At 73.8% G+C, this 25022-nt stretch carries 29 protein-coding genes, 2 tRNA genes and 1 pseudogene; 11 read left to right on the forward strand and 21 right to left on the reverse strand.

Translation table 11 applies throughout. The features are described 5' to 3' along the window. The first annotated feature begins 33 nt into the window (after window positions 1-33). Window positions 34-612, forward strand: a complete 579-nt coding sequence (locus IG69_RS20100) for a hypothetical protein (protein ID WP_036829394.1) — start codon at window positions 34-36, stop codon at window positions 610-612. A 201-nt stretch (window positions 613-813) separates the two neighbouring features. Here IG69_RS20100 and IG69_RS0107295 read toward each other — a convergent pair whose 3' ends face one another. The 5 genes from IG69_RS0107295 to IG69_RS0107315 are packed head-to-tail and all read right to left on the reverse strand — an operon-like array spanning window position 814 to window position 4430. Beyond that, on the reverse strand, window positions 814-1176 hold the full coding sequence (locus IG69_RS0107295) for a DUF192 domain-containing protein (RefSeq protein WP_084696647.1): 363 nt from the start codon (window positions 1174-1176) through the stop codon (window positions 814-816). Continuing rightward, window positions 1173-1871: a prepilin peptidase gene (locus IG69_RS0107300; RefSeq protein ID WP_030527507.1), complete on the reverse strand. Its 699-nt coding sequence runs from the start codon at window positions 1869-1871 to the stop codon at window positions 1173-1175. Before IG69_RS0107300 ends, IG69_RS0107295 begins: the two co-directional genes overlap by 4 nt. Beyond that, window positions 1868-3094: a hypothetical protein gene (locus tag IG69_RS0107305; protein WP_030527508.1), complete on the reverse strand. Its 1227-nt coding sequence runs from the start codon at window positions 3092-3094 to the stop codon at window positions 1868-1870. Before IG69_RS0107305 ends, IG69_RS0107300 begins: the two co-directional genes overlap by 4 nt. Before the next feature lie 59 nt (window positions 3095-3153). After that, complete coding sequence (locus IG69_RS0107310; RefSeq protein ID WP_030527509.1) at window positions 3154-3768, reverse strand: hypothetical protein; 615 nt, start codon at window positions 3766-3768, stop codon at window positions 3154-3156. 53 nt (window positions 3769-3821) lie between these two features. Next, entirely contained in the window at window positions 3822-4430 is a 609-nt protein-coding gene (locus IG69_RS0107315; protein WP_030527510.1) for a hypothetical protein, read from the reverse strand. A 137-nt stretch (window positions 4431-4567) separates the two neighbouring features. On the opposite strand from IG69_RS0107315, the gene IG69_RS20920 reads away from it, so the two are divergent. Next, entirely contained in the window at window positions 4568-5221 is a 654-nt protein-coding gene (locus IG69_RS20920) for a copper resistance CopC family protein (RefSeq protein WP_051750333.1), read from the forward strand. 46 nt (window positions 5222-5267) lie between these two features. Then, window positions 5268-5343: transfer RNA gene (locus tag IG69_RS0107325), tRNA-Lys, on the forward strand. Window positions 5344-5421: 78 nt separating this feature from the next. On the opposite strand, the gene IG69_RS0107330 is transcribed toward IG69_RS0107325, so the two are convergent. The 12 genes from IG69_RS0107330 to IG69_RS0107385 all read right to left on the reverse strand — a co-directional run bounded on the left by IG69_RS0107330 (window position 5422) and on the right by IG69_RS0107385 (window position 13511). After that, complete coding sequence (locus IG69_RS0107330; RefSeq protein WP_051750375.1) at window positions 5422-5727, reverse strand: GroES family chaperonin; 306 nt, start codon at window positions 5725-5727, stop codon at window positions 5422-5424. Between the two features lie 43 nt (window positions 5728-5770). Further along, entirely contained in the window at window positions 5771-6034 is a 264-nt protein-coding gene (locus IG69_RS0107335) for a DUF3618 domain-containing protein (RefSeq protein WP_030527513.1), read from the reverse strand. After that, a complete protein-coding gene (bcp, locus tag IG69_RS0107340) occupies window positions 6031-6513 on the reverse strand; it encodes a thioredoxin-dependent thiol peroxidase (protein WP_030527514.1) in 483 nt (160 codons plus the stop codon). Before bcp ends, IG69_RS0107335 begins: the two co-directional genes overlap by 4 nt. Before the next feature lie 144 nt (window positions 6514-6657). Then, a complete protein-coding gene (locus IG69_RS0107345) occupies window positions 6658-7338 on the reverse strand; it encodes a snapalysin family zinc-dependent metalloprotease (protein WP_051750334.1) in 681 nt (226 codons plus the stop codon). Between the two features lie 210 nt (window positions 7339-7548). Next, a tRNA-Leu gene (locus IG69_RS0107350) sits at window positions 7549-7633 on the reverse strand. A 59-nt stretch (window positions 7634-7692) separates the two neighbouring features. Beyond that, window positions 7693-8340, reverse strand: coding sequence for an RdgB/HAM1 family non-canonical purine NTP pyrophosphatase (rdgB, locus tag IG69_RS0107355; RefSeq protein WP_030527516.1), 648 nt, complete (start codon window positions 8338-8340; stop codon window positions 7693-7695). Then, window positions 8337-9083 carry a ribonuclease PH gene (gene rph, locus IG69_RS0107360; protein ID WP_030527517.1) on the reverse strand — a complete coding sequence of 249 codons (747 nt, stop codon included), beginning with the start codon at window positions 9081-9083 and terminating at the stop codon, window positions 8337-8339. The genes rdgB and rph overlap by 4 nt, the downstream gene beginning before the upstream one ends. 67 nt (window positions 9084-9150) lie before the next feature. Further along, a complete protein-coding gene (locus tag IG69_RS23170) occupies window positions 9151-10422 on the reverse strand; it encodes an MBL fold metallo-hydrolase (RefSeq protein WP_084696649.1) in 1272 nt (423 codons plus the stop codon). Next, window positions 10419-11246: a glutamate racemase gene (gene murI, locus IG69_RS0107370; RefSeq protein WP_030527519.1), complete on the reverse strand. Its 828-nt coding sequence runs from the start codon at window positions 11244-11246 to the stop codon at window positions 10419-10421. Before murI ends, IG69_RS23170 begins: the two co-directional genes overlap by 4 nt. 108 nt (window positions 11247-11354) lie before the next feature. Continuing rightward, window positions 11355-11954, reverse strand: a complete 600-nt coding sequence (locus IG69_RS0107375; protein WP_030527520.1) for a DUF2017 domain-containing protein — start codon at window positions 11952-11954, stop codon at window positions 11355-11357. Beyond that, window positions 11954-12244 (reverse strand): ATP-dependent Clp protease adapter ClpS, encoded by a 291-nt coding sequence (gene clpS, locus IG69_RS0107380; RefSeq protein WP_030527521.1) that lies wholly within the window; start codon window positions 12242-12244, stop codon window positions 11954-11956. Before clpS ends, IG69_RS0107375 begins: the two co-directional genes overlap by 1 nt. A 28-nt stretch (window positions 12245-12272) precedes the next feature. Then, window positions 12273-13511: a homogentisate 1,2-dioxygenase gene (locus IG69_RS0107385; RefSeq protein ID WP_030527522.1), complete on the reverse strand. Its 1239-nt coding sequence runs from the start codon at window positions 13509-13511 to the stop codon at window positions 12273-12275. Window positions 13512-13724: 213 nt separating this feature from the next. Here IG69_RS0107385 and IG69_RS0107390 point away from each other — a divergent pair, with 213 nt between their 5' ends. From IG69_RS0107390 to IG69_RS0107400, 3 genes are read left to right on the forward strand one after another with little or no spacing between them, the layout of a single operon-like run. Continuing rightward, a complete protein-coding gene (locus IG69_RS0107390) occupies window positions 13725-14081 on the forward strand; it encodes a hypothetical protein (protein ID WP_030527523.1) in 357 nt (118 codons plus the stop codon). Further along, on the forward strand, window positions 14081-14242 hold the full coding sequence (locus IG69_RS22085; protein ID WP_157577414.1) for a hypothetical protein: 162 nt from the start codon (window positions 14081-14083) through the stop codon (window positions 14240-14242). Before IG69_RS0107390 ends, IG69_RS22085 begins: the two co-directional genes overlap by 1 nt. Window positions 14243-14267: 25 nt before the next feature. Beyond that, window positions 14268-15356, forward strand: coding sequence for a DNA polymerase IV (locus tag IG69_RS0107400; RefSeq protein WP_030527524.1), 1089 nt, complete (start codon window positions 14268-14270; stop codon window positions 15354-15356). 204 nt (window positions 15357-15560) lie between these two features. Here the strand turns inward: IG69_RS0107400 and IG69_RS0107405 are convergent, their stop codons facing one another. Next, on the reverse strand, window positions 15561-15764 hold the full coding sequence (locus IG69_RS0107405; protein WP_030527525.1) for a hypothetical protein: 204 nt from the start codon (window positions 15762-15764) through the stop codon (window positions 15561-15563). A gap of 71 nt (window positions 15765-15835) precedes the next feature. Between IG69_RS0107405 and IG69_RS0107410 the strand changes: the two genes are divergently transcribed. Together IG69_RS0107410 and fahA are read left to right on the forward strand one after the other, a co-directional pair. Beyond that, window positions 15836-16714, forward strand: coding sequence for a hypothetical protein (locus IG69_RS0107410; protein WP_036829401.1), 879 nt, complete (start codon window positions 15836-15838; stop codon window positions 16712-16714). Further along, window positions 16711-17919 (forward strand): fumarylacetoacetase, encoded by a 1209-nt coding sequence (gene fahA / locus IG69_RS0107415; RefSeq protein WP_030527527.1) that lies wholly within the window; start codon window positions 16711-16713, stop codon window positions 17917-17919. Before IG69_RS0107410 ends, fahA begins: the two co-directional genes overlap by 4 nt. A 10-nt stretch (window positions 17920-17929) precedes the next feature. On the opposite strand, the gene IG69_RS0107420 is transcribed toward fahA, so the two are convergent. After that, complete coding sequence (locus tag IG69_RS0107420) at window positions 17930-18754, reverse strand: RDD family protein (protein ID WP_030527528.1); 825 nt, start codon at window positions 18752-18754, stop codon at window positions 17930-17932. A 377-nt stretch (window positions 18755-19131) separates the two neighbouring features. On the opposite strand from IG69_RS0107420, the gene IG69_RS0107425 reads away from it, so the two are divergent. Both IG69_RS0107425 and IG69_RS23255 read left to right on the forward strand, forming a co-directional pair. Continuing rightward, window positions 19132-20631 (forward strand): amino acid permease, encoded by a 1500-nt coding sequence (locus IG69_RS0107425; RefSeq protein ID WP_030527529.1) that lies wholly within the window; start codon window positions 19132-19134, stop codon window positions 20629-20631. Window positions 20632-20756: 125 nt separating this feature from the next. After that, window positions 20757-21056, forward strand: a pseudogene (locus tag IG69_RS23255) (DUF427 domain-containing protein); the annotation flags it as partial. Window positions 21057-21215: 159 nt separating this feature from the next. Here IG69_RS23255 and hppD read toward each other — a convergent pair. Next, window positions 21216-22454: a 4-hydroxyphenylpyruvate dioxygenase gene (gene hppD, locus IG69_RS0107435; protein WP_030527531.1), complete on the reverse strand. Its 1239-nt coding sequence runs from the start codon at window positions 22452-22454 to the stop codon at window positions 21216-21218. A gap of 107 nt (window positions 22455-22561) precedes the next feature. Here hppD and IG69_RS0107440 point away from each other — a divergent pair, with 107 nt between their 5' ends. Continuing rightward, window positions 22562-23056, forward strand: a complete 495-nt coding sequence (locus IG69_RS0107440) for an Lrp/AsnC family transcriptional regulator (protein ID WP_030527532.1) — start codon at window positions 22562-22564, stop codon at window positions 23054-23056. Window positions 23057-23144: 88 nt separating this feature from the next. On the opposite strand, the gene IG69_RS0107445 is transcribed toward IG69_RS0107440, so the two are convergent. Continuing rightward, window positions 23145-24956, reverse strand: coding sequence for a bifunctional metallophosphatase/5'-nucleotidase (locus tag IG69_RS0107445; RefSeq protein ID WP_051750376.1), 1812 nt, complete (start codon window positions 24954-24956; stop codon window positions 23145-23147). Window positions 24957-25022: the final 66 nt, after the last annotated feature.

Consider the following 25022-nt stretch of genomic DNA (forward strand, 5'->3'; position numbering starts at 1 on the left):
CAGAACCGTCCCGCACCGACCTCGGAAGAGACCATGCTGAACACGACGAAGCGACCGGCCCGACGCCGCCGGACCGACAGCCGCCGATCCCACACCGTCGCGCTGTTCCTGGGCACCGTGTGCGCCCTGCTGGGGCTCGGCGCGGTGGTCGTCGGCGTCATCGCCTGGTCGATGGACCGGCCGGAGCCGCGGCAGCTCCTGGCCGGCGAGACGGCCCTCGCCGGCCGCACGCCGTGGTTCGACGCGGGCACCACGCTGTTCGTGGCGCCGCTGCGCGACGGCAGCGTCCCCGGCCCGGCGGACCTGGGGTGCTCGCTCTTCACGACCGAGGGCACGCGGACGCTGCGCGTCGCGTCCGACACCGACGTCCTCGGGACCCGCGTGGTGGCGCAGACCTCGCTCGAGCCGAGCGTGCAGGTCGGGCCGACCACCGGGACCGACCGCATCATGTGCAGCGGGCCGCGGATGCAGGACGCCGTCGTGTGGGCGCTGCCGACGAACGCGGGACCCTCGAGGTACCCGCTCTCGGTCGTCGTCGCGGGGGTCGCCCTGCTCGGCCTCGCCGCGCTCCTCGACCCCAGGGCCAGGGGGCTGCGCCGCGGGCTCGCGTGACGCCGGCCCACGCCCCTGGCGCGGCCGACCCGGGCCGGCCCCCCTGCGATCGCCATGCGCGCCACGCTAATCGGGCGACCGGGTCCCGCACCCGGGCCTTGGGGCCCAAAGCGGACCCATCACCGTGGGCCTGCGTGCCACCTCTCGCCCCGGGGGTCCCGGTGGCCAGCCCAGCCCCATCCGTCACGCGGAGGGCGGACGTCAGCCGACGGTGAGCACCGTGCCCGGTCGCACGCCCCACCGGGCCAGGGACCCGGCAGCGGCCTCGACCGTCGCCGAGGCCCGCAGCCGAGGTCGCGTCATGCCCGTCCAGGGGCGGAGGGTGGCGGTCCGGAGCACCCGGCCGCGGCGGTCGACCACCGCGACGTCGATGGCGTAGCGCATGCCGACCATGTGGACGCTGGGACAGCGGGTGATCCACAGCGCTCCCTCGACGCCCCTCGTGCCGAGGAGTCCGTGGCGCCGCTCGGCCGGGGTGTCCGCCACGGCCAGCGGTGCGACGTCCCGTCCGTCGGCCAGCAGCCGGTGGGGTCCCGGTCCGAACAGCGGGCGGTCCGCGCTCACGGCGCGGCCCCCACGAGGGCGGCGACACCGGGCGCGGCGAGCACCGCGACCGCGGCCCCGGCGAGGTGCGGGCCGAAGGCGAGGTGCGAGCCCCGCCCGGACCGCCGCACGAGGACCATCCAGCCCCCCTGCACGCCCGCCGCGACGAAGGCGAGCACGGTCGCGACGACGACGTGCGCCGCCGACAGGGGGCCGAGGACGAGGCCGAGCGGGACGGCGAGCTTGGCGTCCCCGAGGCCCATGCCGCCACCGCTGCCGACCATCTCACCGATGACCACGTTGACGAGGTAGAAGCCGCCCAGGGCGACCCCGGCCACCGCGCCGGCCACGAGGGGGGAGGCCGTTCCCTCGACGACGGACACGGCGGCGATGCCGACGAGCGCCGTTGCGGCAGAAGGGAAGACCCACCGGTCGGGGAGCCTGCGGGTGTCGAGGTCGATCGCCGACAGCACGGCCAGCACCGGCACCGAGGCCGCGAGCAGCACACCGAGGGCGGGGCGGTGCGGCACGTGCCCGGCAGCCACCAACCCGGTGGCCAGCGGCGTGACCAGCAGCACCCACCGGGTGTCGCGCACGGGGAGGTCGGCCTCGTCGGGGTACCGGTAGCGGCGGGTCCTCAGGTAGCGGTGCGCGACGACGCCGGCCACGCCACCGGCGAGGGCCCCGAGGAGCCCGGCCGCGAGCGCGGCGGTCACGAGGCGCAGCCGGCCGGGCGCGGCCCCCAGCCGGTGCCGTCCCAGGACTCGGGGGCTGCCGACCGCATGACGCGGGCCACGCCCGCCGTCAGGGGGTCCGCGTTGGGGTCGTCGACCACGACCTGCCCGGCGGGCGCCTGCCGGGTCACGTACCCGGTCGCGGTGGCCGCCCCGACGAAGGCGGGACCGCTCTGCGAGAAGGGAGTCGGCGCCTGGCCGGCCGTCGCCCCCAGGTTGGTCGCCCCCACCGTGGAGGCGAGCATCGAGACGACCGGGGAGTCCGACCCGGTGACGTCGAGGTGGGTCACGTAGAGGGAGCCGGAGCGCGTGGTGGCACCGGTCGACGTGATGTCGCGGTCGGTGACCGTGCGGACCGACGTGACCTCGCCGGTGGGGCCGCGGTCGACCTCGAGGAGCATCGGGACGAGGTCCGACGCCCGGGCGACGCCGGCCGTCGGCGTCTCGCTGACGCCGACGTACTCGGTGCTCGACCCGTCGGCGTACCGCAGCGTGCCGACCGCCTCGCCCCCGGCGTCGAGCGCGAGGGTCTGGTCATAGGCGTTGAGCGAAAGTCCCGCCTCGGGGCTGGTGTCGGTGTAGACGGCGGTGGGCGCGGGCAGCCCGTCGCGGGCCCCGACGAGACCGGTCACGGCGTCCGCCGCGCGGGACACGACGGACCCACCGTCGCCGACGAGCGAGTCGCTCCACGTCTCGGCCCGGTCCGCGGTGAGCAGCTCGGCGAGGGCGGCGGGCTCGGAGGCCGACCAGACCCGGGGGTCACCGCCGGTGAGGAACGGCTCCGCCCCGGCGGCGGCGCTCCCGAAGGTGCGTCCGACCCACGTCGTGTCGGCCGGACGGCTGCGGCCGGCGCCGGACATCCGGTACGTGCCGTCGCCCATGACCGACACCACGGGTCCGGCCGCGGGGTCGGCCCCGTCGACCGGCACGAGCCCGCGCACGGGCCCCGCCGCCCCGCTGGGCGCTCCGACGCAGCGCGCCCCCACCGGGGGCGCACCGGCGCCCGGGTCACCCCCGACCGACCGGCATCCCCCGCCGCCGGTGATGGAGCACAGGGCCGAGGCGGTGCCGTCCGTCACCCGTTGGCCGTTGACCGCGAACGCGATGGCGGCGACGACCGTGCCCACGACGAGGAAGATCCCCACGAACTCGAGCGACGTGACGCCGGCCTCGGAGCCCGGGCGGCGACGACGGTGGCTGCTCACCCCGCCATGGTCGCCGAGGGGCGGGACGCGGCGCGAGGGCCCGTGGGCCCAGCCGGTCCTCACCGCTGGACCTCGACCGTGCCCATGACCTCGGGGACCCGGGAGGCGCCGAAGCCGTCCTCGGGAGCGAAGCCCACGACGTTGACGATGCTCGTCCCCGGCCCCGCGAGGAACAGCTGCCAGACCTCGCGGCGCTGCTCGTCACCCCGCGAGTTCTCGGTCCACTGGACGAGGACCCCGGGGCGCGCCGGGTCCGCCCCCGGGACGGTCGAGCGCTGCGGGCGGAGGTCGTTCTCGCGCAGCCGCTGCTCGAGGCGGTAGCTCTGCTCGAGCAGGCTCGTCGTCGGCTCGGTCTCGACGACGACGGACACCGCCACCTGTGTGCTTCCCGCCGATGCCGGCTCGCTCCAGCGGGCGACCTCGCCGGACGACACCGTGCGCCGCCGCTCCTCCCACTGACCCGGCACGGCCATCGTCCACCCGCGCCCGGTGACCTCGCGGCTGCCGACCGGGCGGCTCGGGACCGGCGTCACCGTCGCCGACGGGGACGCGGTCGGCCGGATGTCCGAGCCGGCGAACGGCTCGTCCGACGAGCACCCCGACGACCCGACCACGAGGACGAGCGCGGCCGTGCCGGCAGCCGCCCCGCGGACCGCGCGCCCCCCCGTCGCCATGCGCCGAGGATAGCCACGGACCGTCGCCCCCGGGGCCGGTGCCCCGCGACCGGTCAGGACACCCGCCGCATGACCGACCGGTACCCGGTGGCCTCCTGGGTGAAGCGGTCGCCCGAGCAGGTGAAGGTCACCGACCCCGTCCCCGGCTTCAGGTCCTCGGTGCGCGGCTCGGTCCCCGCGCCGCCCACGGTGATGCTCCCGTCGGCCGAGCGCAGCGTGAACGCCATCGTGTCGCCGGAGGTCGTGACGCCGTAGACGACGGTGCCGGCGTACGTCACCTCGGCCTCACCCCCGTCCGTCACGGCCCTCGCAGGGCGGGTCCCGTAGGTCACGGTCTCGACCCCGTCGCGGGTGATGTCGAGCGTCCGGTCCACCCCCGAGATCGTCAGCCGACCCTGCTCGGTCTCGGCGCTCTCGGAGTGCTCGGTGGTCTGCCACCGCCCGACGAGGCAGGGGTCCAGACCACCTCCGGCCTCCGCCTCCCCACCGGGAGCGGAGCCGGCGGTCGCGTCCTGCGAGGTCGTTGCCGGTGCCCGGTCCGAGATCACCACCCCGACCACCACCCCGGCGACGAAGACCAGTGCCGCCACCACCACGGCGCCGAGGGTCGACGCGACGACCACCCAGGTGCGCGGGCCCCGTCGGGCCTGCGGCTGCTCCATCCCGGTCCTCCTCGCTCGGCGGCTGTCGGCGGCCACGCTCGCACACCCGCGGCTCCGGCGGCAGGGCCCAGGGGCCCGGAGCCGCACGGGTCCGGGCCTCTCGGTCCCCCGCAGCACGGTCTGGGAGACTGGTCGCCATGTTCTCCCGCAAGGCGTCCGTCGTCGTCACCGTCCTCCTCGTCGCCCTCGTGACGATCGGGCTGGTGGCCTCCGCCCTGCCGACCTTCGCGAGCAGCGCGAGCGCGCTCCCGATGCACGCGCAGCTGCTGAAGACCTCCCCCGAGGACGGCGCGAGCGTGAAGACCGCGGACGCGGTGACGATGACCTTCAGCGAGGACGTCAACGAGGAGTTCCTCCAGGTCAAGGTCGAGGGCCCCGGTGGTGACGAGGCCGACGGCGCCCCGACGGTCGACGGCTCGACGGTGACCCAGGCGCTGCCCGCCGACCTCCCCGCCGGCGAGCACGAGGTCACCTACCGGGTCGTGAGCGTCGACGGCCACCCGGTCTCGGGCTCGCTCACCTTCACGACGACGCAGGAGGCCGCCTCCGCCGCACCGACGCCGAGCACGTCGCCGACGGGGTCCGCCTCGGCGAGCGCCACGCCGACCGGCACCGCCAGCCCCTCCCCGAGCGCCACGGACGTCGCGGCCGGCGAGACCTCGTCCGGCGGCGCGGGGTGGCTCCTGCCGGTCGGCCTCGTCGTGCTCCTCCTGCTCCTCGTCGGCGGGGGCGTGCTGCTCGCCCGGGGTGGTCGCGGAAGGGCGGACGGCCCCTCCGACCCGGTCGCCTGAGGTCGATTTCGCTCCGACGCACGGGGGCTGCTAATGTCTCCGACGCGCGCCATTAGCTCAATTGGCAGAGCAGCTGACTCTTAATCAGCGGGTTCGGGGTTCGAGTCCCTGATGGCGCACCACGCACGACGACGAAGGCCCCCCGGTCAGCCGGGGGGCCTTCGTCGTGCAGCGACCGGTCGGCGCTCGACCACCGCGGGTCACAGATAGAGGCCGGGGCCGCCCTCCGCCGTCGGCTCGGCGGGCTCGGCCGCGACGGCGTGCAGGTCCCGCTCGCGCAGGAGCACGTACTCCGCCGCGCCGAGCTCGACCTCCGCGCGGTCCTCGGGGTCGAACAGCACCCGGTCGCCGAGCTCGACGTGACGGACGCCCGGGCCGGTCGCGACGACCGCTCCCCACGACAGCCGCTTGCCGACGTTCGCGGTCGCCGGGATGACGATGCCCCCACCGGAGCGCCGCTCCCCCGCCTCGCCCTCGAGGCTCACGAGCACCCGGTCGTGGAGCATCCGGATGGGCAGCCGCGACCGGCCGCCGGACGCAGCGGACACGTCAGCGCTTGCGGAGCTGCCGCCAGGCGACGAGGCCGCCGACAACGGCGACGACCGCGACGACGGCCGCGAGGCGCTCGACCCGCAGCTCCCCCTCGGGGGTGGTGGCGACGTCGGCGAAGCGGGCCCGGGCGGCCTCCTTCTGGCGCTGGAAGATCGCCTTGGGGGTCGCGCGGCCGACGAGCTCGTCGACGGTGTGGGCGAGGCGCTCGCGGCGGGCGACGACCTCGGCCTCGAGCTGGCTGATCGACGGGGTCTGGCTCATCGGGTCGCTCCCTCGAGCCCCAGGTCGCGTCGCAGCTTGGCGACGTGTCCCGTGGCCTTGACGTTGTACCAGGCGTGGGTGACGGTGCCCTCCTCGTCGAGGACGACCGTGCTGCGGATGACGCCCTGCACGACCTTGCCGTAGAGCTTCTTCTCGCCGAAGGCGCCCCAGGCGGTCATGACGGCCTTGTCGGCGTCCGACAGGAGGGTGAGGGTCAGGGCGTCCCGCTCGCGGAAGCGCGCGAGCTTGGCCGGTGCGTCGGGCGAGATGCCGAGCACGGTGTAGCCGTCGGCGGCGAGGGAGTCGAGGGACTCGCTGAAGTCGCAGGCCTGCTTCGTGCAGCCGGGGGTCATGGCCGCCGGGTAGAAGTAGACGATGACCTTGCGGCCGCGCAGGTCGCTCAGGGTCACGTCCTTCCCCGTGTCGTCGGGAAGGGTGAAGTCGGGGGCGGCGTCGCCGGCCTCGAGCCTCGCGCTCATGTCCTGCACTCCTGCGGTGGGGGAACGGGTCCGTTGCGGCCAACCTACCGCGCCGTAGCGCTCCGCCGTCGAGGAGAGCCGCGTGGACCACCCGCCACCGCCCACCGCGCCGGGTCGACGCGGTGGGCGGGAGCGGGGTCGGGGTCAGCGCGTCGGGGCGAAGGCCGCCGCCGCGAGGCCGGGCACCGCGAACCCGCCGCCGAAGACCGCGTCGACCTCGGCGGACTCCTGGGCGTTGGGGTACGGGTTGGTGCACGAGGGGCCGGGGCCACCGCCGGACATCAGCTCGCTGCACGGGCCGGAGTAGTTGTCCGGCAGGCCGAGGATGTGCCCGGTCTCGTGCGCGGTGACGCGCAGGCTGTCGTAGGTCTGGTTCTGCGCGTAGTCGAGGAAGACGGAGCCGCTGCCCGGGCCGTAGACCTGCGCGTAGGAGCCGCGCGGGTCGTTGCCCTCGCGGTAGACGAGGTCGGCGCCGCTCGAGGTGGGCTGCAGCGTCACGTTGCCCACCGAGGAGTTCCAGATCTGCGCGGACTGCGAGATCTCGGTCCGGAACGACGGGGCACCGCTCGTCGAGTAGTAGACGACCGTGGCCGCGACGCGGTCGCTGATGCCCTTGCGCACGTCGTTCTCGCGCTGCTCGAGGGCCCGGTCGACGATGGCCTGCAGGCGGGCGTTCTGTGCGTCGTCGGCGGGGCTCGGGGTGTATCCGGAGGTGCCGCCGGTCGAGGGCGCCGGCGCGGGCCGGGTGTCGGCCGCGGCGACGGGGCCGAGGGCCAGGGCCGCGGTCGCGGCCAGGACGCCGATGACGGTGGTGCGGTGCTTCACGGTGTGCTCCTGAGGGGTCGGCTGCACCGGGGGTGGCCGGTGCTCTGACAGGGCCCGCGAGGGGCCCGACCTCCACCGTCATCACGGGTCGGGCTCTGTCGCAACGCGACCGGACCAACCTGACCGACTCTTTGAGGTCCCGTAGGGCGGGCTTGACCCGACCCGGGCGTGTCTCGGGGCGGTCTTGACCCCCGGTTGGGACGAGGAGCGTGGTGCGCGAGGCGGGACTCGAACCCGCACACCCGAAGGCACCAGAACCTAAATCTGGCGCGTCTGCCAGTTCCGCCACTCGCGCGCGGGCACCACTGTATCGGCGCCCCCGACCGCCGTCGGGGCGCCCTGCCGCTGCCGGGATCAGGCGGGGCCGTCGGCGGCCAGCAGGCCGCGCAGGACCGGCTCGAGCGCCCGGAAGGCGTTGCCGCGGTGCGAGATCGCGTTCTTCTCGACGTCGGTGTACTCGGCGAGCGTCCGGGTGTCACCGGTCGGCACGAAGACCGGGTCGTACCCGAAGCCGTTCGTGCCGCGTGGCGCCCGGACGATGGCGCCCTCGATGCGTCCCTCGACACCCTCGACCCGGCCGTCGGGCATCGCGACGACGGCCGCGCACACGAAGGCGGCCGACCGGTGCTCGTCGGGCACGTCGGCCACCTGCTCGAGCAGCAGCGACAGGTTGGCGCGGTCGACCTCCGCGCGCGCCGCCCCCTCGCCCGCGTGCGTGCCGGACCAGCGGGCCGAGAACACACCGGGCGAGCCGCCGAGGACGTCGACCGCGAGGCCCGAGTCGTCGGCGACCGACGGCAGGCCGGTGGCCTCGGCGAGCGCGACGGCCTTGAGGCGCGCGTTGCCGAGGAAGGTCACCTCGGTCTCGGGGACGTCGGGGCCGTCGACCTCCGCGGCCGAGACGATCTCGAGGTCGAGCTCGTCGACGAGCCCGGCGAGGATCTGCCGCAGCTCGTGGACCTTGTGCTCGTTGCGGGTGGCGAGGACGACGCGGCGGGTCACAGCACGCGCTCGCGGGCCGGGGCGTCGAGCGCCGCGGACTGGGCCCGGGTCAGCTCGGCGCACCCGGTCGTCGCGAGGTCGAGGAGGCGGCCGAGCAGCTCGCGGTCGAAGGGCACCCCCTCGGCGGTGCCCTGCACCTCGACGAAGCGGCCGTCGCCGGTCATCACGACGTTCATGTCGGTCTCGGCGGTGGAGTCCTCGGGGTAGTCCAGGTCCAGCACCGGCTCGCCCTTGACGACGCCGACGCTCACGGCGGCGATCGACCCGGTGAGCGGCTCGGCGCCGGCGGCGATGAGCCCCTTGGCGCGCGCGTCGGCGACGGCGTCGGCGAGCGCGACGTAGGCGCCCGTGATCGCGGCGGTGCGCGTGCCGCCGTCGGCCTGGAGGACGTCGCAGTCGAGGACGATGGTGTTCTCGCCGAGCGCGGCGGTGTCGATGACCGCGCGCAGGCTGCGGCCGACGAGCCGGCTGATCTCGTGGGTGCGGCCGCCGACCTTGCCGCGGCGCGACTCGCGGTCGCTGCGGGTGTTGGTCGAGCGCGGGAGCATCTCGTACTCGGCGGTGACCCAGCCGGTGCCCTTGCCCTTGAGCCAGCGCGGGACGCCCTCGGTGAAGGAGGCGGCGCACAGCACGCGGGTGCGGCCGAACTCGACGAGGACGCTCCCCTCGGCGTGGTCGAGCCAGTTGCGGGTGATGCGCACCGTGCGCAGCTGGTCGGCGGTCCGTCCGTCGTGTCGCGTCATGCGCTCAGGCTATCGGCGGGTCCGGACCTCGCCGCGGCCCGGCCCCGGGCCGGACGACGTCACGGCCTCAGGAGTCGGCGTGCTCCGGCGGCCAGACGACGCGGAAGCGCTCGAAGCACACCTCGAGGTCGTCGGAGAAGTCGATGCCGATGCGCTCGCAGGACCGGCGGAAGAACCGGCGGTGCCCGTCGAGCCAGGTCTCCAGCGACCGGTCGTACTCCCCCTCGTCCCACGCGAACCGCTCGTCGACGCTCGACAGCGGGCCGACCCGCAGCTCGGTGGTGCGCAGGACCACCGACGGGGCGCCGCTGCCGTCGCAGACGACCCAGTGGTCCCCGACCCGCGGCAGGCGCTCGCCCTCGTGGGCGTACTCGGCGACGAGACCGGCCGTCGCGCGCTTGGTCCCGCCGGTGACGAAGGCGAGCAGCTCGTCGGCGAGCCCCGGTGAGTCACCGAACCACGACACGTCGACGTCGTCCTGCGGGGGCAGCCCCGGCACGGAAGCGCGGTACTGCTCGAGCATCCGGTGGGCGGCGGCGCGGTCGAGGACGACCGCCGACGGCACGTCCGTGCCGACCTCGAGCACGTCGCCCGCCCGCGCGACCTCGACGGGCCCGCCCCACACCGCCTCGGCCTGCGCGCGGCAGACGTCCCGGTCGTTCCACGCCGGGACGTGGGTGAGGACGAGCCGGCGCACCCCACCGGCCCGCAGGGCCGCGGCGGCGGCGCGCGACCCGGACAGGTGGATGCCGCGGGCGTCGTCGCGCCCGTCGACGAAGGCGGAGTCGAGCAGCGCGAGGTCGGCGCCGGCGAGCAGCCGGTCCAGGCCCGGGCAGTCGTCGGTGTCGCCGCTGAACGCGAGCACGGCACCGTCGGCCTCGACCCGGTAGCCGTAGGCCTCGACCGGGTGCTCGACGGCCGTGGGGGTGACCCGGAACGGGCCGACCTCGAACGCCTCGCCGTCGCGCACCGTGACGACCGCGAACTCGCCGTCCATCCCGCCCGGCTCGAGCCCGTGGTACATCATCGCCAGGCGCTCGCCGGTGGCCGCGGGCCCGTGGACCGGCAGCCGGGCGGGCAGGGGACCCTCGGGGCGGTAGCGCCGGACGACGTAGAGGCCGAGCAGGTCGGCGCAGTGGTCCGGGTGGAGGTGGCTGACGAGGACGGCGTCGAGCGACGTCGGGTCGGCGTGGCGCTGGAGCGGCCCGAGCGCGCCGCTGCCGAGGTCGAGCAGGATGCGCCACGTGCGCCCCTCGTGCTCGGCCTCGACGAGGTAGCAGGAGGCCGCGGACTCGGGGCCGGGGAACGAGCCGGAGCACCCGATGACGGTGAGCCTCACGCGAACACCGCCCGGCGGACCAGGGGCGGTGACGGGAAGACCGGCTCGACGCTCGACCCGACGCCGAGGAAGCGCACCGCCAGCCGGCGGAACTCCTCGGGGTCACCCGTCGTCGTGAAGCCGTGGCTCGGCGGCGGCAGGTCGTCCGGGCGCAGGAGGCCGCGGTCGGCGAGAACGCGGTAGACGTCCTTGGCGGTCTCCTCGGCGGAGGACACGAGCGTCACGTCATCCCCCATGACGTAGGAGATGACGCCGGTCAGCAGCGGGTAGTGCGTGCAGCCGAGGACGACCGTGTCGACGCCCTCCTCGCGCAGCGGGTCGAGGTACTCGTGCGCGACACCGACGAGCTCGGGGCCGCCGGTGACGCCGGCCTCGACGAACTCGACGAAGCGCGGGCACGGCGTGCTCGTGACCCGCAGGTGGGGCGCCGCGGCGAACGCGTCGAGGTAGGCGCCCGACTGGTGCGTGCCGAGGGTCGAGATGACGGCGACGCGGCCGCTGCGGGTGCCGGCGGCGGCGCGGCGCACCGCGGGCCGGATGACCTCGACGACCGGCACGTCGTACCGCTCGCGGGCGTCGTGGAGGACCGCGGCCGAGGCGGTGTTGCACGCGATGACGAGGACCTTGACGCCGTGGTCGACGAGCCGGTCGAGGCACTGGAGGGCGTACTCGCGGGTCTCGGCGATGGGGCGCGGACCGTACGGCGCGCGGGCGGTGTCGCCGAAGTACGCCACCGACTCGTGGGGCAGCTGGTCGAGGATCGCCCGCATGACGGTCAGGCCGCCGTAGCCGGAGTCGAACACCCCGATCGGTGAGTCGGTCACCCGACCCAGCGTAGGTGGCGACGCCGACGCGGTCTCCCCCGGCGGGCGGTCGGGCGCGTCACACCGTCGAGGCCCACGGCGTCGGGCGACGGCGGCCGCGCACCGGGCTCAGCGGCGCAGCAGCGCCTCGGCGAGGGTCTCCTGGAGCCACGTGAGGAAGTCGTAGAGCGCGAGCGCGTGCAGCAGCGGGTCGTCCTCGTCGAGCGAGGTCGCCATCTGCTCCATCACCTCGAGGTCCTCGTCGGTGCGCAGCCCGAGGCGCTCTCCGAGGACGAGCCGGACGTCGGTCAGCGCGGTGAGGAACGCGCGGGCCTGCGGGGCGTCGAGCTCGACCCGGTCGGTGCCGCGCAGCAGCTCGGCGGAGGCCGCGAGCGCGCTCGCCTTGCGGTGGCGCAGACCGCCCTCGGTGAGCCGGCGGAACTCGGCCGCGGCCTCGGGGTCCTCGCGGTTCGCCGCGGGCAGGAGGCGGTCGAGGGCGGGGTCGCGCGGGCCCTCGTCGACGGTGGCAGAGGCGGGCTCCCCGCCGAGGTCGAGGCCGGCGACGAGGTCGTCGAAGGCGGCGTCCCCGGTGTCCGGCGGCGCCGGCGGCTCGAGGAGGTCGTGCACCTGGTCCATGACGGTCGCGACGACGTCGCGCTCCGCCGCGCCGAGGGTCGCCACGTAGCGCCGGTCCGCGCCGCGACCGGTGCGGCGGAAGGCCTTCGCCATCAGCTGTCCTTCTGGAAGGTGGCCCACAGCCCGTAGCCGTGGAGGGCCTCGGTGTCGGCCTCCATCGCCTCGCGGGTGCCGTTGGCGACGACCGCGCGGCCCTCGGTGTGGACGAGCATCATCAGCTTCTCGGCCTTGGCCCGGCCGTACCCGAAGTGCTCCTGGAGCACGTAGGTGACGTACGACATGAGGTTGACCGGGTCGTTCCAGACGATGGTCACCCAGGGGACGTCGGCCGCGAGGTCCTCCGCCGGGCGGACGACCTCCTCGGTGACGGGTGACAGCGACACGGCCCCAAGGATAGGGACCGCCGCGCGGTCAGCCGCGACCGCGGTCCCAGGACCCCGCGTAGACCCCGTCGTCGACGGCGAGGCCGCCCTCGCCGAGGTCGAGCGGGCGGAAGGTGTCGACCATGACGGCGAGCTCGTCGAAGTACTCCGCGCCGATGGACGCCTCGGAGGCGCCGGGCTGCGGGCCGTGGGCGTGGCCGCCGGGGTGCACCGACACCGAGCCCTTGCCGATGCCCGATCCCTTGCGCGCCTCGTAGTCGCCGTCGACGTAGAACATGATCTCGTCGCTGTCGACGTTCGAGTGGTAGTACGGCACGGGGATGGCGAGCGGGTGGTAGTCGACCTTGCGCGGCACGAAGTTGCAGATGACGAAGTTCCAGCCCTCGAACACCTGGTGCACGGGCGGTGGCTGGTGGACGCGGCCGGTGATGGGCTCGTAGTCGCGGATGTTGAACGCGTACGGGTAGAGGCAGCCGTCCCAGCCGACGACGTCGAGGGGGTGGAAGGGCAGCTCGTGCACCGTGCCGACGATGCCGCCCGGGCCGGTGCCGCGGTGCTTGATGTAGACCTCGGCGGGGTCGGTGGCCTTCGCGCCCACGTCCTCGGCGAGCAGCGGGCCCTGCGGGCCGCGCAGGTCGCGCTCGCAGTACGGGGCGTGCTCGAGGAGCTGGCCGTAGCGGCTGAGGTAGCGCTTCGGCGGGGCGATGTGGCTGTTGGCCTCGATGCAGTACAGCCGCAGCGGGTTCTTCGTCGATCGCTTGGGCAGCCACCGGTGCGTGGTCGCCCTGGGGATGACGAGGTAGTCGCCCTCGGCGACGTCGAACGCCCCGAAGACCGTCTCGACGCGGCCCGACCCGCGCTCGACGTAGACGCACTCGTCACCGACGCCGTTGCGGTACCAGGGGCTGTCGGCCCCGGCGACGACGTACGAGATGCGCACGTCGCCGTTGCCGAGCACGAGGCGCCGGCCGGTGACGGCGTCGGTGCCCTTGACGTCCTTGGGGGCGAAGAGGTCGTGCAGGCGCAGGTGACGCGGGGTCAGCGGGTGGTTGGGCGTCGTCGACTGGTCGGGCAGGTCCCACACGCGCGCGCCGGACACCGTCGAGGGGATGTTGCGGTGGTAGAGCAGGCTGGAGTCCGAGCTGAAGCCCTCCTCCCCCATGAGCTCCTCGTAGTAGAGCTCACCCTTCTGGCCGCGCCCGGCCGGGCGGCGGTGCTGGGTGTGCCGCTTCGGGGGGATGCTCCCCATCGCCTGGTAGTGCGCCACGGTTGTCGTCCACCTCACTGTGGTTCGGGTCGCTGTGGTTGGGGGCCGGTCCGGCCTGCTCCGCCCACCCTAGGGCCCGTCACCGGCCACCGGCACGTCTGCCCGGTCGGTGCGCGGCACAGTGGCCACATCTGCCCAGGGGTCACCGCGGAGCCCTGGACACCTTGTGCACTGGCCGAGCGCTGCGTCGGTGGCGGCCCTCATGATGGGGCGATGACCTGGCTCGTCCCGCTGCTCTCCTTCGCCGGCGCCCTCGTCGGCGCGGCCGGCGCGGCGTGGGTCGCGCTGCGCGGGCAGCGCCAGGACGCCCGCGGCGAGTGGCGCCAGCGGCTCGACCAGGCCATCGCGCTGGTCACGGCCGACACCGAGGTCGAGCAGCAGATCGGCGACGAGCTGCTCGCGGACCTCATCGAGTCCGACCTCGGCAGCGACGAGGACCGCGAGCTCGCCCGCCGGATCGCGCGCATCCGGCTCGGCCAGCAGATCGACGAGGGAACCACCGGGTCCGAGGAGGTGGACCTCGCCCTCCCGGCGAGGGATGATGGGTGCACCGAGCAGGAGGAGGCGTGATGACCGCGACGACCGGCCCGAGCAACATGGCCCGGCTGCCGTCCTCGACGGTGCGGCTCGCCCGCGCGCTCGTCAAGGACGCCCGCCGCCGCGGCACCCGCGAGGACACCCGCGTCGAGGACGCCGCCCGCACCCCGCTGCCCGAGGACACCGGCCGCTGAGCGCCGCCACGGCACCGAGGGGGCGGTGACCACGGCTCGCGCCTTCCCCTTCGTCCTGCACGTCGACCTCGACCAGTTCATCGCCGCGGTCGAGGTCCTGCGCCGGCCCGAGCTCGCCGGGCGCGAGGTCGTCGTCGGCGGCCGCGGCGACCCCACCGAGCGGGCCGTCGTCTCCACGGCCTCGTACGAGGCGCGCGAGCGCGGAGTGCGCTCGGGGATGCCGCTACGCGTCGCCGCCCGCAAGGCGCCGGACGCGGTCTTCCTGCCGGTCGACGGCCCGCACTACCTCACCGCGTCGGAGGAGGTCTTCGCCGCGGTGCGCGACCTCGGGCTCGTCGTCGAGGTGCTCGGCTGGGACGAGGGCTTCGTCGGCGGTGACACCGACGACCCCGAGGCGCTGGCCCGCGACATCCAGGCAGCGGTGCTCGGGCGGACCTCGCTGCACTGCTCGGTCGGCATCGGCGACACCCGCGTCCGCGCGAAGATCGCGACCGACTTCGGCAAGCCGCAGGGGGTCTTCCGCCTGACCGCCGCGAACTGGGTCGAGGTGATGGGCCATCGTCCGACGGCCGACCTCTGGGGCATCGGGGCGCGGGTCTCGGCCCGGCTGGCGACGCACGGCATCCGCACCGTGTCCGAGCTGGCCGCCGCGTCCCCCGAGGTGCTGGTCGGTGAGTTCGGGCCGCGGATGGGCGCCTGGTACGGCTCGCTCGGACGCGGCGAGGGCTCGGCCGAGGTCGACGACACCCCGTGGGTCGCGCGTGGCCACAGCCGCGAGACGACCTACCAGTCGAACCTCGTGACGGGGGACGAGGTGCGCGAGGCCGTGCGGGTGCTGACCGACCAGGTGCTCGAGGACGTCGGGCGGGAGGGGCGGCCGGTCGTGCGCATCGGGCTGAAGATCCGCTACGCGCCGTTCTTCACGGTCAACCGCAGCCGCAAGCTGCCGGCGACGACGTCGGAGCCGGGGCCGGTGCACGCGGCGGTGCAGGCGCTGCTGGCCGACCACCTCGAGGAGGGCCGGGAGGTGCGGCTGCTCGGGGTCCGCGCGGAGATGACGATGCCCGAGGAGGATGACGACGTCGAGCGCACGCCGGTCCGCGGCCGCGTCTGACTCCCGCGCCCTCGCTCATCCCGCACGTGCGGGGTTGTCGCTGTCCGAACAGCCCCGCGACCACGAAAAGCCCGCACGTGCGGGGTTGTCGCTGTCCGCCCGCACCAACCACCGCAATAACCCCGCACGTGCGGGGTTATCGATGTCCGCCCGCGCCGTCGACCACGAAAAGCCCGCACGTGCGGGGTTGCGCGGACCGGGCGGTCAGTTGCCGTGCGCCGGCTCGGTGCCGTCGTCGCCGGGGACCCAGGCGTTGGGGCCGGCCGGGCCCTCCTGGACCTCGCCCGACTCGCCGTCGGGCTGGGCGTTGACCGACTGGTCGTCGCTGATCGGCGTGCCCGCGTCCTCGCCGTCCATCTTCTGCACCTCGGACACCTGGCCGTCGCTCTGCTCGTCGTCTCGTCCCATGGGTCGACGCTAACCGCCACTGCCCCACCGGAGGCGCGGAGGCTCCCGATGTCCGCGATAGGTTGGACAGCATGTCGACGACGCCGGAGGTCCTGCGCGCCCTCGTCGACGACGCCGCGGTCTTCCCGCCCGGCAACAGTCCTCTGCCCGAGGCGGTCTCGGCCCACGCCACGCACCGAGCCGCGCCCTACGGCGGATGCGTCGGGCCGCTGCTCGTGCCGGCGTCGTCCGCCCCGGAGCTGCTCGACGCGCTCGACGCCGGCCGGTGGACCGGGCGCGGCCCCCTCGACCTCGGCGTCGTCGCCCGGCCCGGCACCGACCCGGCTGCGCTGCGCGAGGGTCTCGCCGTCCTCGGCGCCGACCCACGCGTCGACGTGCGCGGCGCCGAGCTGGGCTGGACCGACCGATGGCGCCGCCTCGACCTGCCGCTCGCGCTCGAGGTGCCGCGCGAGGCCGACGCCCGCGACGCGGCGCTGGCCGACGTCCGGGCGGCCGTCGCCGAGGGTGACGCGGTCGTCGCGAAGTTCCGCACCGGCCCGACGCCGACGTGGCCCTGGCCGGACGAGCACGAGCTGGCAGGCTTCCTCGTCGCCGCCACCTCCGTGCGGGTGCCGTTCAAGCTGACCGGCGGCCTGCACCACGCCGTCCGCGGGACCTACGCGGTCGGCGGGACCGACGAGGAGAACCACGGCGTCCTCGACGTCCTCGTGGCCACCGCCGCGGCGCTGGAGGGCGCACCGGTCGCCGAGGTCGCCGCCCTGCTCGACGTGCGCGACGGCCACGCCCTCGCCGACCTGGTCCTCGCCTGGCCGGGTTCGACAACCCGTCGGGTCCGCGCCGCGTTCACCGCCTACGGCTGCTGCACCGTCACCGACCCCCTCGGCGAGCTCGCCACGCTCGGCCTCGCCGCGACCGACCACCCCACCCCCGGAGAGGACCCCGCGCCATGACCTGGCTCGACCTGCCCGCCGACCACCCCTTCGGCCTGCACAACCTGCCCTACGGCGTCTTCTCCACCGGCCCCGACGGCGAGCGCCGCGTCGGGGTCCGCGTCGGCGAGCAGGTGCTCGACCTCGTCGCCTGCGCCGAGCAGGCCGGGATGGAGTCCGCCGCCGTCTGGCGCGGCGGGTCCCTCGACGCCTTCCTCGCCGAGGGCCGGCCGGCGTGGACCGCGGCCCGTGAGTGGCTGACCGAGCAGCTGACCAACGACGAGTACCGCGACACGGTCGAGCCCCACCTCGTCCCGGTGTCCGACGTGACGATGCACCTGCCGTTCGCGGTCGCCGACTACGTCGACTTCTACGCCAGCGAGCACCACGCGACCAACGTCGGACGCATCTTCCGGCCGGACTCGGCTCCGCTGACGCCCAACTGGAAGCACCTGCCGATCGGGTACCACGGGCGCGCCGGCACCGTCGTCGTCTCCGGGACCGACGTGGTGCGGCCGACCGGGCAGCGCAAGGCCCCGGCCGACGACGCCCCGACCTTCGGCCCGAGCGTCCGTCTCGACATCGAGGCCGAGCTCGGCTTCGTCGTCGGCGGCTCGACCGCCCTCGGTGACCGCGTCGACCTCGCGGACGCCGACGAGCACCTCTTCGGGGTCGTGCTCCTCAACGACTGGTCGGCGCGGGACCTCCAGGCCTGGGAGTACGTGCCCCTCGGCCCGTTCCTCGGCAAGTCCTTCGCGACGAGCATCAGCCCGTGGGTCGTGACCACCGACGCCCTGCGCGCCGCGCGCGTGCCGCTGCCCGGGCAGGACCCGCAGCCGCTGCCCTACCTCGCGGGTGACGGCGCGTACGGTCTCGACGTCCACGTCGAGGTCGACTGGAACGGCACGGTCGTCTCGCGGCCCGAGTTCCGCGACATGTACTGGTCGCCGGCCCAGATGCTCGCGCACCTGAGCGTCAACGGCGCGAGCGTCCGTCCGGGCGACCTCTTCGGCTCCGGCACGATCTCGGGTCCGGCGAAGGAGACCCGCGGGTGCTTCCTCGAGCTGACCTGGAGCGGGCAGGAGCCGGTCACCCTCGACGACGGCAGTGAGCGCACCTTCCTCGAGGACGGCGACACGGTGACACTGCGGGCCACCGCGCCCGGTCCCGACGGGACGGTCATCGGGTTCGGTGAGTGCACCGGGACGGTGCGGCCCGCCCGCTGACCCTCGGAGGTCAGCGCTTCCGGAGCACGACGACCGTGTCGGCGACCTTGTCGTGCAGCGCCTGGCGGCGCGGGTCGCGGATCAGCCACCCCGGGTCGACAACCGACAGGACGATGCCCGCGACGTTGACGAGCGGGTTGAGCTGGAGCAGGTCGCTGACGACGCCCAGGGACTGACGGCGCAGGGCGACCCCCACGCCGATCCGCGCACGCCCTGCCGTGGGGCGGACGATGGTGCCGAGCAGCATCTTGCCCGGTGTCGCGGAGCGCCAGACGAGGAAGAGGGTCGAGTACACCAGGCCGACGCCGATCTGGATGAGCCCGATCGGCAGCGCGATCTCGGCGAAGGCGTTGAGCGGCACGGAGAAATCGGGGTTCTCGCCGTTGGCGGACGCCTGGAGCCAGTCGCGCACGGCGTCGAGGTAGGAACCCATGAGCGGGAGGGACGCGAGACCCGCGAGGAGGCCGGTCAGCAGCGAGTCGACGACCCAGGCCAGCAGGCGGCGCCACCACTCGGCGACGACGTCGCCGTCGGGCATCCGCAGCGCGCGGTCGACCGGGGCCTGCTGCCAGTGGGGGTGCTGCGCCGGGGGCTGCCCCCACGGCTGCTGCGGGGCGCCGCCCCATGGGGTGCCCTGGGTCCGGGGGTCGGCGGGACCGGCCGGCGCGCCCGGCGCGGCAGTGGATGCCGGGTCGACGGGGGCGTTCACGGCGGGGGCGGCGGGCTGGGCGTGGCGCGGGGTGGTGTGGCTGCTCCACACGATGCCGTCGAAGTACCGCAGGCGGGTCGCGTCGTCGGGGTCCTCGTACCAGCCGGGGGCGCTCGGCGTCGTCATGCGCCCAAGGATCGCACGCGGCCCCGGACGCCCTCGCTTGGCCCTTCGGGGACCGCAGGGATGGCGGCCTCCGAGAGCCGTCCCCGGCCGTCCAGCGAGGCGGGGCTGCCGCTCGTCGCCGCAGATGGACCCCCGACGCCCGCTGTCGTTCGCTTCGAGCCAAGGAGCAACCACGGTGAGCGGTCGAGGAGCACCGCTCGTCCCGGTTGCCTCAGTGGGTGGAGCAACCACGGTGAGCGGTCGAGGAGCGCCGCTCGTCCCGGTTGCCTCAGTGGGTGGAGCAACCGACAGGGGGCGTGAGGCGTCACCCGGGACGGGCTCGCAACGTCCGTGGACGCATCGCGCCGCCGCTCCCCCGCCGGTCGTAGGGTCGCCGGATGAGCGACGACCACTCCGTCCTGCGCACCAAGCCCGTCGAGGACGTCCTGGCGCAGGCCGGCGGCCCGGAGGGCGAGGGCGGCGGCGACACCCAGGGCCCGGGCCGGCTGAACCGACGCCTCGGCCCGTTCAGCCTCATGGGCTTCGGCATCGGCATCGTCATCGGCACGGGGATCTTCACCCTGACCGGGATCGAGGCCAAGAACCACGCGGGCCCGGGCGTCGTCATCTCGTTCGTCATCGCCGGGGCCGTCAGCCTGCTCGCGGCCCTCTGCTACTCCGAGCTCGCCTCCGCCGTCCCCACGGCCGGCTCCGCCTACACGTACGCCTACGCGACGATCGGCGAGGTGTTCGCGTGGATCATCGGCTGGGACCTCATCCTCGAGTTCGCCCTCGGAGCAGCCGTGGTCGCGCGCGGATGGTCCGGCTACGCGCAGGAGCTGTTCGACCTGCCGACCTCGATCTTCGGCGAGGAGTCGGTCGTCAACCTCGGCGCCATCGCCATCGTCCTGCTCCTCGGCGTCGTCGCCGTCGTCGGCATCCGCGAGAGCGCCCGCGTGACCAACACGCTCGTCGTCGTCAAGGTCGCCGTCTGCGTCTTCGTCATCATCGCCGGCGCGTTCTACGTCAAGGCCGCCAACCTCACGCCGTTCATCCCGCCGGCCCAGCCGGTGAAGGAGGGCACCTCGGGGCTCAAGCAGCCGGTCAGTCAGGCGCTCTTCGGCATCGAGCCGACGGCCTTCGGCTTCGCCGGCGTCCTCACCGCAGCGGCCGTGGTCTTCTTCGCGTACACCGGGTTCGAGGCCGTCGCCAACCTCGGCGAGGAGACGAAGAAGCCGAGCCGCGACCTGCCGCTCGGCCTGCTCGGGACGCTCGGCATCTGCACGCTGCTCTACGTCGGCGTCTCCTTCGTCATCACCGGGATGGTCCCGTTCTCGCAGCTCAACGAGGGCGCGCCCATCGCCAGCGCGTTCGAGGCGGTGGGAGCCGGATGGGCGTCCGTCCTCGTCTCGATCGCCGCCGTGGCGGGCCTGACGTCGGTCATCCTCGTCGACATCGTCGCGATGGGTCGGATCGGCTTCTCGATGGGCCGCGACGGCCTCATCCCCCGCTCGGTCGCCGAGGTCCACCCGAAGTGGGGCACGCCGTGGAAGATCACGATGATGACGATCGTCCTCGTCGCGGTGCTCGCGGGGTTCGTGCCGCTCACCGCCCTCGCCGACCTCGTCTCGATCGGCACCCTGTTCGCGTTCGTCGTCGTCTCGATCGCCGTGCCGGTGCTGCGCCGGACCAAGCCGGACCTCCCCAGGCCCTTCCGCACGCCGTTCTCGCCGGTCGTGCCGGCCCTGTCGGCGCTGGCCTGCGTCTACCTCATGACGAACCTGTCGGTCGAGACCTGGCTGCGGTTCGCGGTCTGGATGGTGCTCGGGTTCCTCGTGTACTTCCTCTACGGCCGCAAGCACGCCCGGCTCAACGCACGCGCCGACTCCGCGGCCTGAGGGGGCGGGCGTCGCCCCGGACGACCCCGACCTCGGCGGGCCGGGTCGTCGTCGAGTGGGCGCCGTTCGACTGGGTCGGGGAGGCCACCGCGGTCACCGGCCACCCGCACGACCCCTTCAAGCGCATCGACCTCCTCGCGGCCGACCGGCACGTCGTCGTCGCCGTCGACGGTGTCGTCCTCGCCGACACCCACCGCACGACGGCCGTGCACGAGACCCACATCCCCGCGCGCTGGTACGTCCCGGCGGAGGACGTGCGGCTCGACCTGCTCGGCCCGAGCGCGTCGACGACGACCTGCGCGTACAAGGGGGACGCCCGCTACTGGTCGCTCCCGGCGCGCGAGGGGCGGCCGGAGGTCGAGGACGTCGCCTGGTCCTACCCCGACCCGCTGCCCGAGGTCGCGGCGCTGCGCGACCTCGTCTGCTTCTACGCCGAGCGCACCGACCTCGCCGTCGACGGCGTGCCCGTCCCGCGGCCCGTCGCCCCTGGTCCTCCCCCGCGGACCAGGAGCGCTCCTGACACGGCGACGCCGCCGGACCCCCTCGGAATCCGGCGGCGTCGAGCGTGCCCCAGTGGTCGCGCGTCAGAGGTTGCCGCGCTTGTCCTGCTCGCGCTCGATGGACTCGAAGAGCGCCTTGAAGTTGCCCTTGCCGAAGCCGAGCGAGCCGTGGCGCTCGATGATCTCGAAGAAGACGGTCGGCCGGTCGCCGAGCGGCTTGGTGAAGATCTGGAGGAGATAGCCGTCCTCGTCGCGGTCGACGAGGATCTTGCGGGACTTCAGCTCCTCGATCGGCACGCGGACCTCACCGATGCGCTCGCGCATCTCGGGGTCGTCGTAGTAGGCGTCCGGGGTGTCGAGGAACTCGACGCCCTCCCTGCGCAGCTCGTCGACGGTGCGCAGGATGTCGTTCGTCGCCAGCGCGAGGTGCTGCGCACCGGGGCCGGCGTAGAACTCGAGGTACTCGTCGATCTGGCTCTTCTTCTTCGCGATCGCCGGCTCGTTGAGCGGGAACTTCACGCGGTGGTTGCCGTTGGCGACGACCTTGGACATGAGCGCCGAGTAGTCGGTGGCGATGTCGTCACCGATGAACTCGGCCATGTTCACGAAGCCCATGACCTTGTTGTAGAAGCCGACCCACTCGTCCATCTTGCCGAGCTCGACGTTGCCGACGATGTGGTCGAGGGCCTGGAAGAGGCGCTTCGGGGCGCCGTCGCGCTTGACGAAGGTGGAGGAGGCGGCGACGTAGCCGGGCAGGTACGGGCCGGCGTAGGTCGTGCCGTCGACGACGCGCTGGACGAGGCTGTGCCGCGTCTCGCCGTAGGTCGCGATGGCCGCGACGCGCACGGTGCCGTGCTCGTCGGTGAGGTCCTCCGGCTCCTGGAGGACGGTCGCGCCGGCGCGACGGGCCTGCTCGACGCACTTGTCGACGTCCGGCACCTCGAGGGAGATGTCGACGACGCCGTCGCCGTGCTTCGCGTGGTGCTCGATGAGCGGGCTGTCGGGGGTGACCGCGCCCTTGACGACGAAGCGGATCGAGCCGGACTTGAGGACGAACGCCTTGTGGTCGCGGGTGCCGTTCTCGGGGCCGGTGTAGCCGACGAGCTCCATGCCCCACGCGCTCTGGTAGTAGTGCGCGGTCTGCGTCGCGTTGCCGACGACGAAGACGATGGCGTCCCAGCCGGTGACCGGGAACGGGTCGGTGCTCTCGTCGTAGTCGACCAGGCCCACGAGCTGCTTGAGCTGCTCGAGGTCGAGCTCGGCCGCGCGCTCCTGGTCGGTGAGGTCGAGGCGGCTGGCGGACGTCGTCGTCGTGTCAGTCATCCCGCCACTGTCGGGGCGCTGGTCGGGATGTGCAACCTCTCGCCGACACGGTGCACACGATGTGCATGCTGTTGCCTCGGCACCCCTTCCTGCTGGACGATGTGACCATGGCCAATAAGGACGGGGTGGACGCCCTCGACGCCCGGATCATCGCCCTCTTCACCGAGGACCCGCACGTCGGCGTGCTCGGCGCCTCCCGCCGGCTCGGGGTGGCGCGCGGCACGGTGCAGGCGCGCCTGGACCGGTTGCAGGAGCGCGGGGTGATCCGCAGCTTCGCCCCACAGGTCGACCCCGACGCCCTCGGGTACCCGGTCACCGCGTTCTGCACGCTCGAGATCAGCCAGCGGCAGGGCCACGAGCCGGTCGTCGCGCACCTCGCGGCCATCCCCGAGGTGCTCGAGATCCACTCGATCACCGGCGTCGGCGACCTCGTGGTGCGGGTGGCGGCCCGCGACAACGCCGACCTCGGCCGGGTCATCGACGAGATCATCGACGACGTCCACGTGCTGCGGGCCAACACGGCCATCTGCCTCGTGACCCACCTCCCCCACCGCACCGGCCCGCTCGTCGCGACGGCGGCCACCCGCTCGACCGTCGAGTGAACAGGACACGCCGTGCCCGAGGGGTCGGGCACGGCGTGTTCTGTTCACTCGACGGGGTGGAAGCCCCGTCCGGGGTGCGGGGCGGAGCTCAGGCGGTGATGACCACCGGCGTGCCGTTCGCGACGAGGCGCCAGTCGGTGGAGGCGAAGCTCGGCGGGTCGATCTGCTGGTTGGCGGTCACCCAGTCGATGAGCAGCTGCCGGATCTCGACCTGCCGGTTGTCGACGACCGGGGCCGTCGTGACGCCGGGGAAGCCACCACCGCCGGACTGGCGGTAGTTGTTGATCGCGATGACGAACTCCTGCGCCGGGTCGATCGGGGCGCCGGCGTACTGGAGGTTCGTGATCCGCGAGCCCGGGTCCTTGGCGATGTCGATCTCGTAGGTCAGGGGTGCGTCGAGGCCGCCCATGATGTCGTAGTTGTAGTCGGGCGTGCCGTTCGGCGCGGTCGGCGTCTTCGCGTTCGTCACCTGCTCCGGGGTGAACGGGCCGGCCGAGGTGACCTGCTGGAAGTACGCCGCCGACTGCTCGAGGTAGGCCTTGACCTGCGCACCGGTGAGCGTGATGCCGAGCAGCGTGTTGTCGAAGATGTACAGCCCCGCGACGTCGCGCACGGTCACCTCGCCCGCCGGGATGGCGGCGTCCTTGTTGAACGGCGCGGCGATCGAGAGCACCGGAAGGTCGGCCTGCGGGGTGCCGACGAGGGCATCCTTGACGGCCTGCCCCTGGACGAGGTTGATGAAGTCCATCGCGGCGGTGTCCTCGTAGCGGGACGTCGCGGCCGACATCGCCTCGGTGCAGGTGCCGATGACGCCGTTGACGTACGCGAGGACCTTCTCGTGCGCGGGACGGACGAGGGCCGCGATCTTGGCGTCCTCGGGGACGGTGTTCGCGTTGAGCAGCGTCGCCGAGGACGAGCGCACCGACCAGCGGCCGCGCTCGAAGCAGAGGTCGAGGTCCATGACCGAGACGCGCATGCCCCAGTAGTACGGCTCGCTGAGGAGCACCTGCCGGCCGGTGACCTTGTTGGTCACGAGCTTCTGCGGAACCTCGAGGTGGGCGTGGCCGACGAGGACCGCGTCGATGCCGGGGACCTCCTCGGCCAGCTGGGTGCTCGCGTTCTCGGGGTAGGGCAGGGCGTCGCCGTAGCTCGAGCCGGGGACCGGGCCGGAGTGGCAGGACACGACGACGACGTCGGCGCCCATCCGCTTCAGGCGCGGGACCATCACCTTCGCCTGCTCGACGATGCCGGGGAACTTCACCTTGCCCTCGACGTTGGCCTTGTCCCAGATCGCGACGCCGGGCGTCACGAGGCCGAGGATGCCGACCGTGATGTCCTTGCCGCCCTTGACCTTGACCCGCTTGAGGACGTACGGCGGGAAGACCGGCCGGCCGGTGTTCCAGTCGACCGAGTTCGCCGACAGGAGCGGGAAGCGGCACTGCTTCTGGAAGGCCCGCAGCGTGTCGAGCCCGTAGTTGTACTCGTGGTTGCCGAGGGCGGCCGCGTCGTAGCCGACGGCGTTCATCGCGAGGGCCATCGGGTGCTTGGAGCCGCCGGTGATCGGGTCGATCTTCGCGTAGTAGTACGCGAGCGGCGTGCCCTGGATGGTGTCGCCCGCGTCGAGCGTCAGGCAGGTGCTCGCGCCGCGCTCGGCGCGCATGGCCTTGATGAGCGTCGCGGCCTTCGCGATGCCGATCTGGTTGCCGGCCTTGTCGGAGTAGGCCGCGTTGGCGAAGTAGTTCCAGTTGAAGACGTTGCCGTGCAGGTCGGTCGTGCCGAGCACGGTGAGACGGAAGGTCTTGCCGCCGTGGTGGTGGTCGTGGTCGTGGCCGTGCCCGTGGTGGGGGTCGGCGGAGGCCGATGGGGCCGCCCAGAGGCCGGCGCCACCGACGACGGCCATGGTGAGCAGCTGGCGGCGGGATGCAGAGGTGTTGTCGGTCACGGGGCGGCACGTTAGCCCGTCCGG

Source organism: Phycicoccus jejuensis (assembly GCF_000720925.1).
Taxonomy (GTDB): Bacteria; Actinomycetota; Actinomycetes; order Actinomycetales; family Dermatophilaceae; genus Phycicoccus; species Phycicoccus jejuensis.

What these genes read in the sequence shown, in the direction of transcription:
- IG69_RS20100 (WP_036829394.1), top strand. Translation starts at nt 34, where the DNA reads ATGCTGAACACGACGAAGCGACCGGCCCGACGCCGCCGGACCGACAGC.
- IG69_RS0107310 (WP_030527509.1), bottom strand. Translation starts at nt 3,768, where the DNA reads ATGGCGACGGGGGGGCGCGCGGTCCGCGGGGCGGCTGCCGGCACGGCC.
- IG69_RS0107315 (WP_030527510.1), bottom strand. Translation starts at nt 4,430, where the DNA reads ATGGAGCAGCCGCAGGCCCGACGGGGCCCGCGCACCTGGGTGGTCGTC.
- IG69_RS20920 (WP_051750333.1), top strand. Translation starts at nt 4,568, where the DNA reads ATGTTCTCCCGCAAGGCGTCCGTCGTCGTCACCGTCCTCCTCGTCGCC.
- IG69_RS0107330 (WP_051750375.1), bottom strand. Translation starts at nt 5,727, where the DNA reads ATGCTCCACGACCGGGTGCTCGTGAGCCTCGAGGGCGAGGCGGGGGAG.
- IG69_RS0107335 (WP_030527513.1), bottom strand. Translation starts at nt 6,034, where the DNA reads ATGAGCCAGACCCCGTCGATCAGCCAGCTCGAGGCCGAGGTCGTCGCC.
- bcp (WP_030527514.1), bottom strand. Translation starts at nt 6,513, where the DNA reads ATGAGCGCGAGGCTCGAGGCCGGCGACGCCGCCCCCGACTTCACCCTT.
- rph (WP_030527517.1), bottom strand. Translation starts at nt 9,083, where the DNA reads ATGACGCGACACGACGGACGGACCGCCGACCAGCTGCGCACGGTGCGC.
- IG69_RS0107375 (WP_030527520.1), bottom strand. Translation starts at nt 11,954, where the DNA reads ATGGCGAAGGCCTTCCGCCGCACCGGTCGCGGCGCGGACCGGCGCTAC.
- IG69_RS0107390 (WP_030527523.1), top strand. Translation starts at nt 13,725, where the DNA reads ATGACCTGGCTCGTCCCGCTGCTCTCCTTCGCCGGCGCCCTCGTCGGC.
- IG69_RS22085 (WP_157577414.1), top strand. Translation starts at nt 14,081, where the DNA reads ATGACCGCGACGACCGGCCCGAGCAACATGGCCCGGCTGCCGTCCTCG.
- IG69_RS0107405 (WP_030527525.1), bottom strand. Translation starts at nt 15,764, where the DNA reads ATGGGACGAGACGACGAGCAGAGCGACGGCCAGGTGTCCGAGGTGCAG.
- IG69_RS0107410 (WP_036829401.1), top strand. Translation starts at nt 15,836, where the DNA reads ATGTCGACGACGCCGGAGGTCCTGCGCGCCCTCGTCGACGACGCCGCG.
- fahA (WP_030527527.1), top strand. Translation starts at nt 16,711, where the DNA reads ATGACCTGGCTCGACCTGCCCGCCGACCACCCCTTCGGCCTGCACAAC.
- IG69_RS0107420 (WP_030527528.1), bottom strand. Translation starts at nt 18,754, where the DNA reads ATGACGACGCCGAGCGCCCCCGGCTGGTACGAGGACCCCGACGACGCG.
- IG69_RS0107425 (WP_030527529.1), top strand. Translation starts at nt 19,132, where the DNA reads ATGAGCGACGACCACTCCGTCCTGCGCACCAAGCCCGTCGAGGACGTC.
- hppD (WP_030527531.1), bottom strand. Translation starts at nt 22,454, where the DNA reads ATGACTGACACGACGACGACGTCCGCCAGCCGCCTCGACCTCACCGAC.
- IG69_RS0107440 (WP_030527532.1), top strand. Translation starts at nt 22,562, where the DNA reads ATGGCCAATAAGGACGGGGTGGACGCCCTCGACGCCCGGATCATCGCC.
- IG69_RS0107445 (WP_051750376.1), bottom strand. Translation starts at nt 24,956, where the DNA reads ATGGCCGTCGTCGGTGGCGCCGGCCTCTGGGCGGCCCCATCGGCCTCC.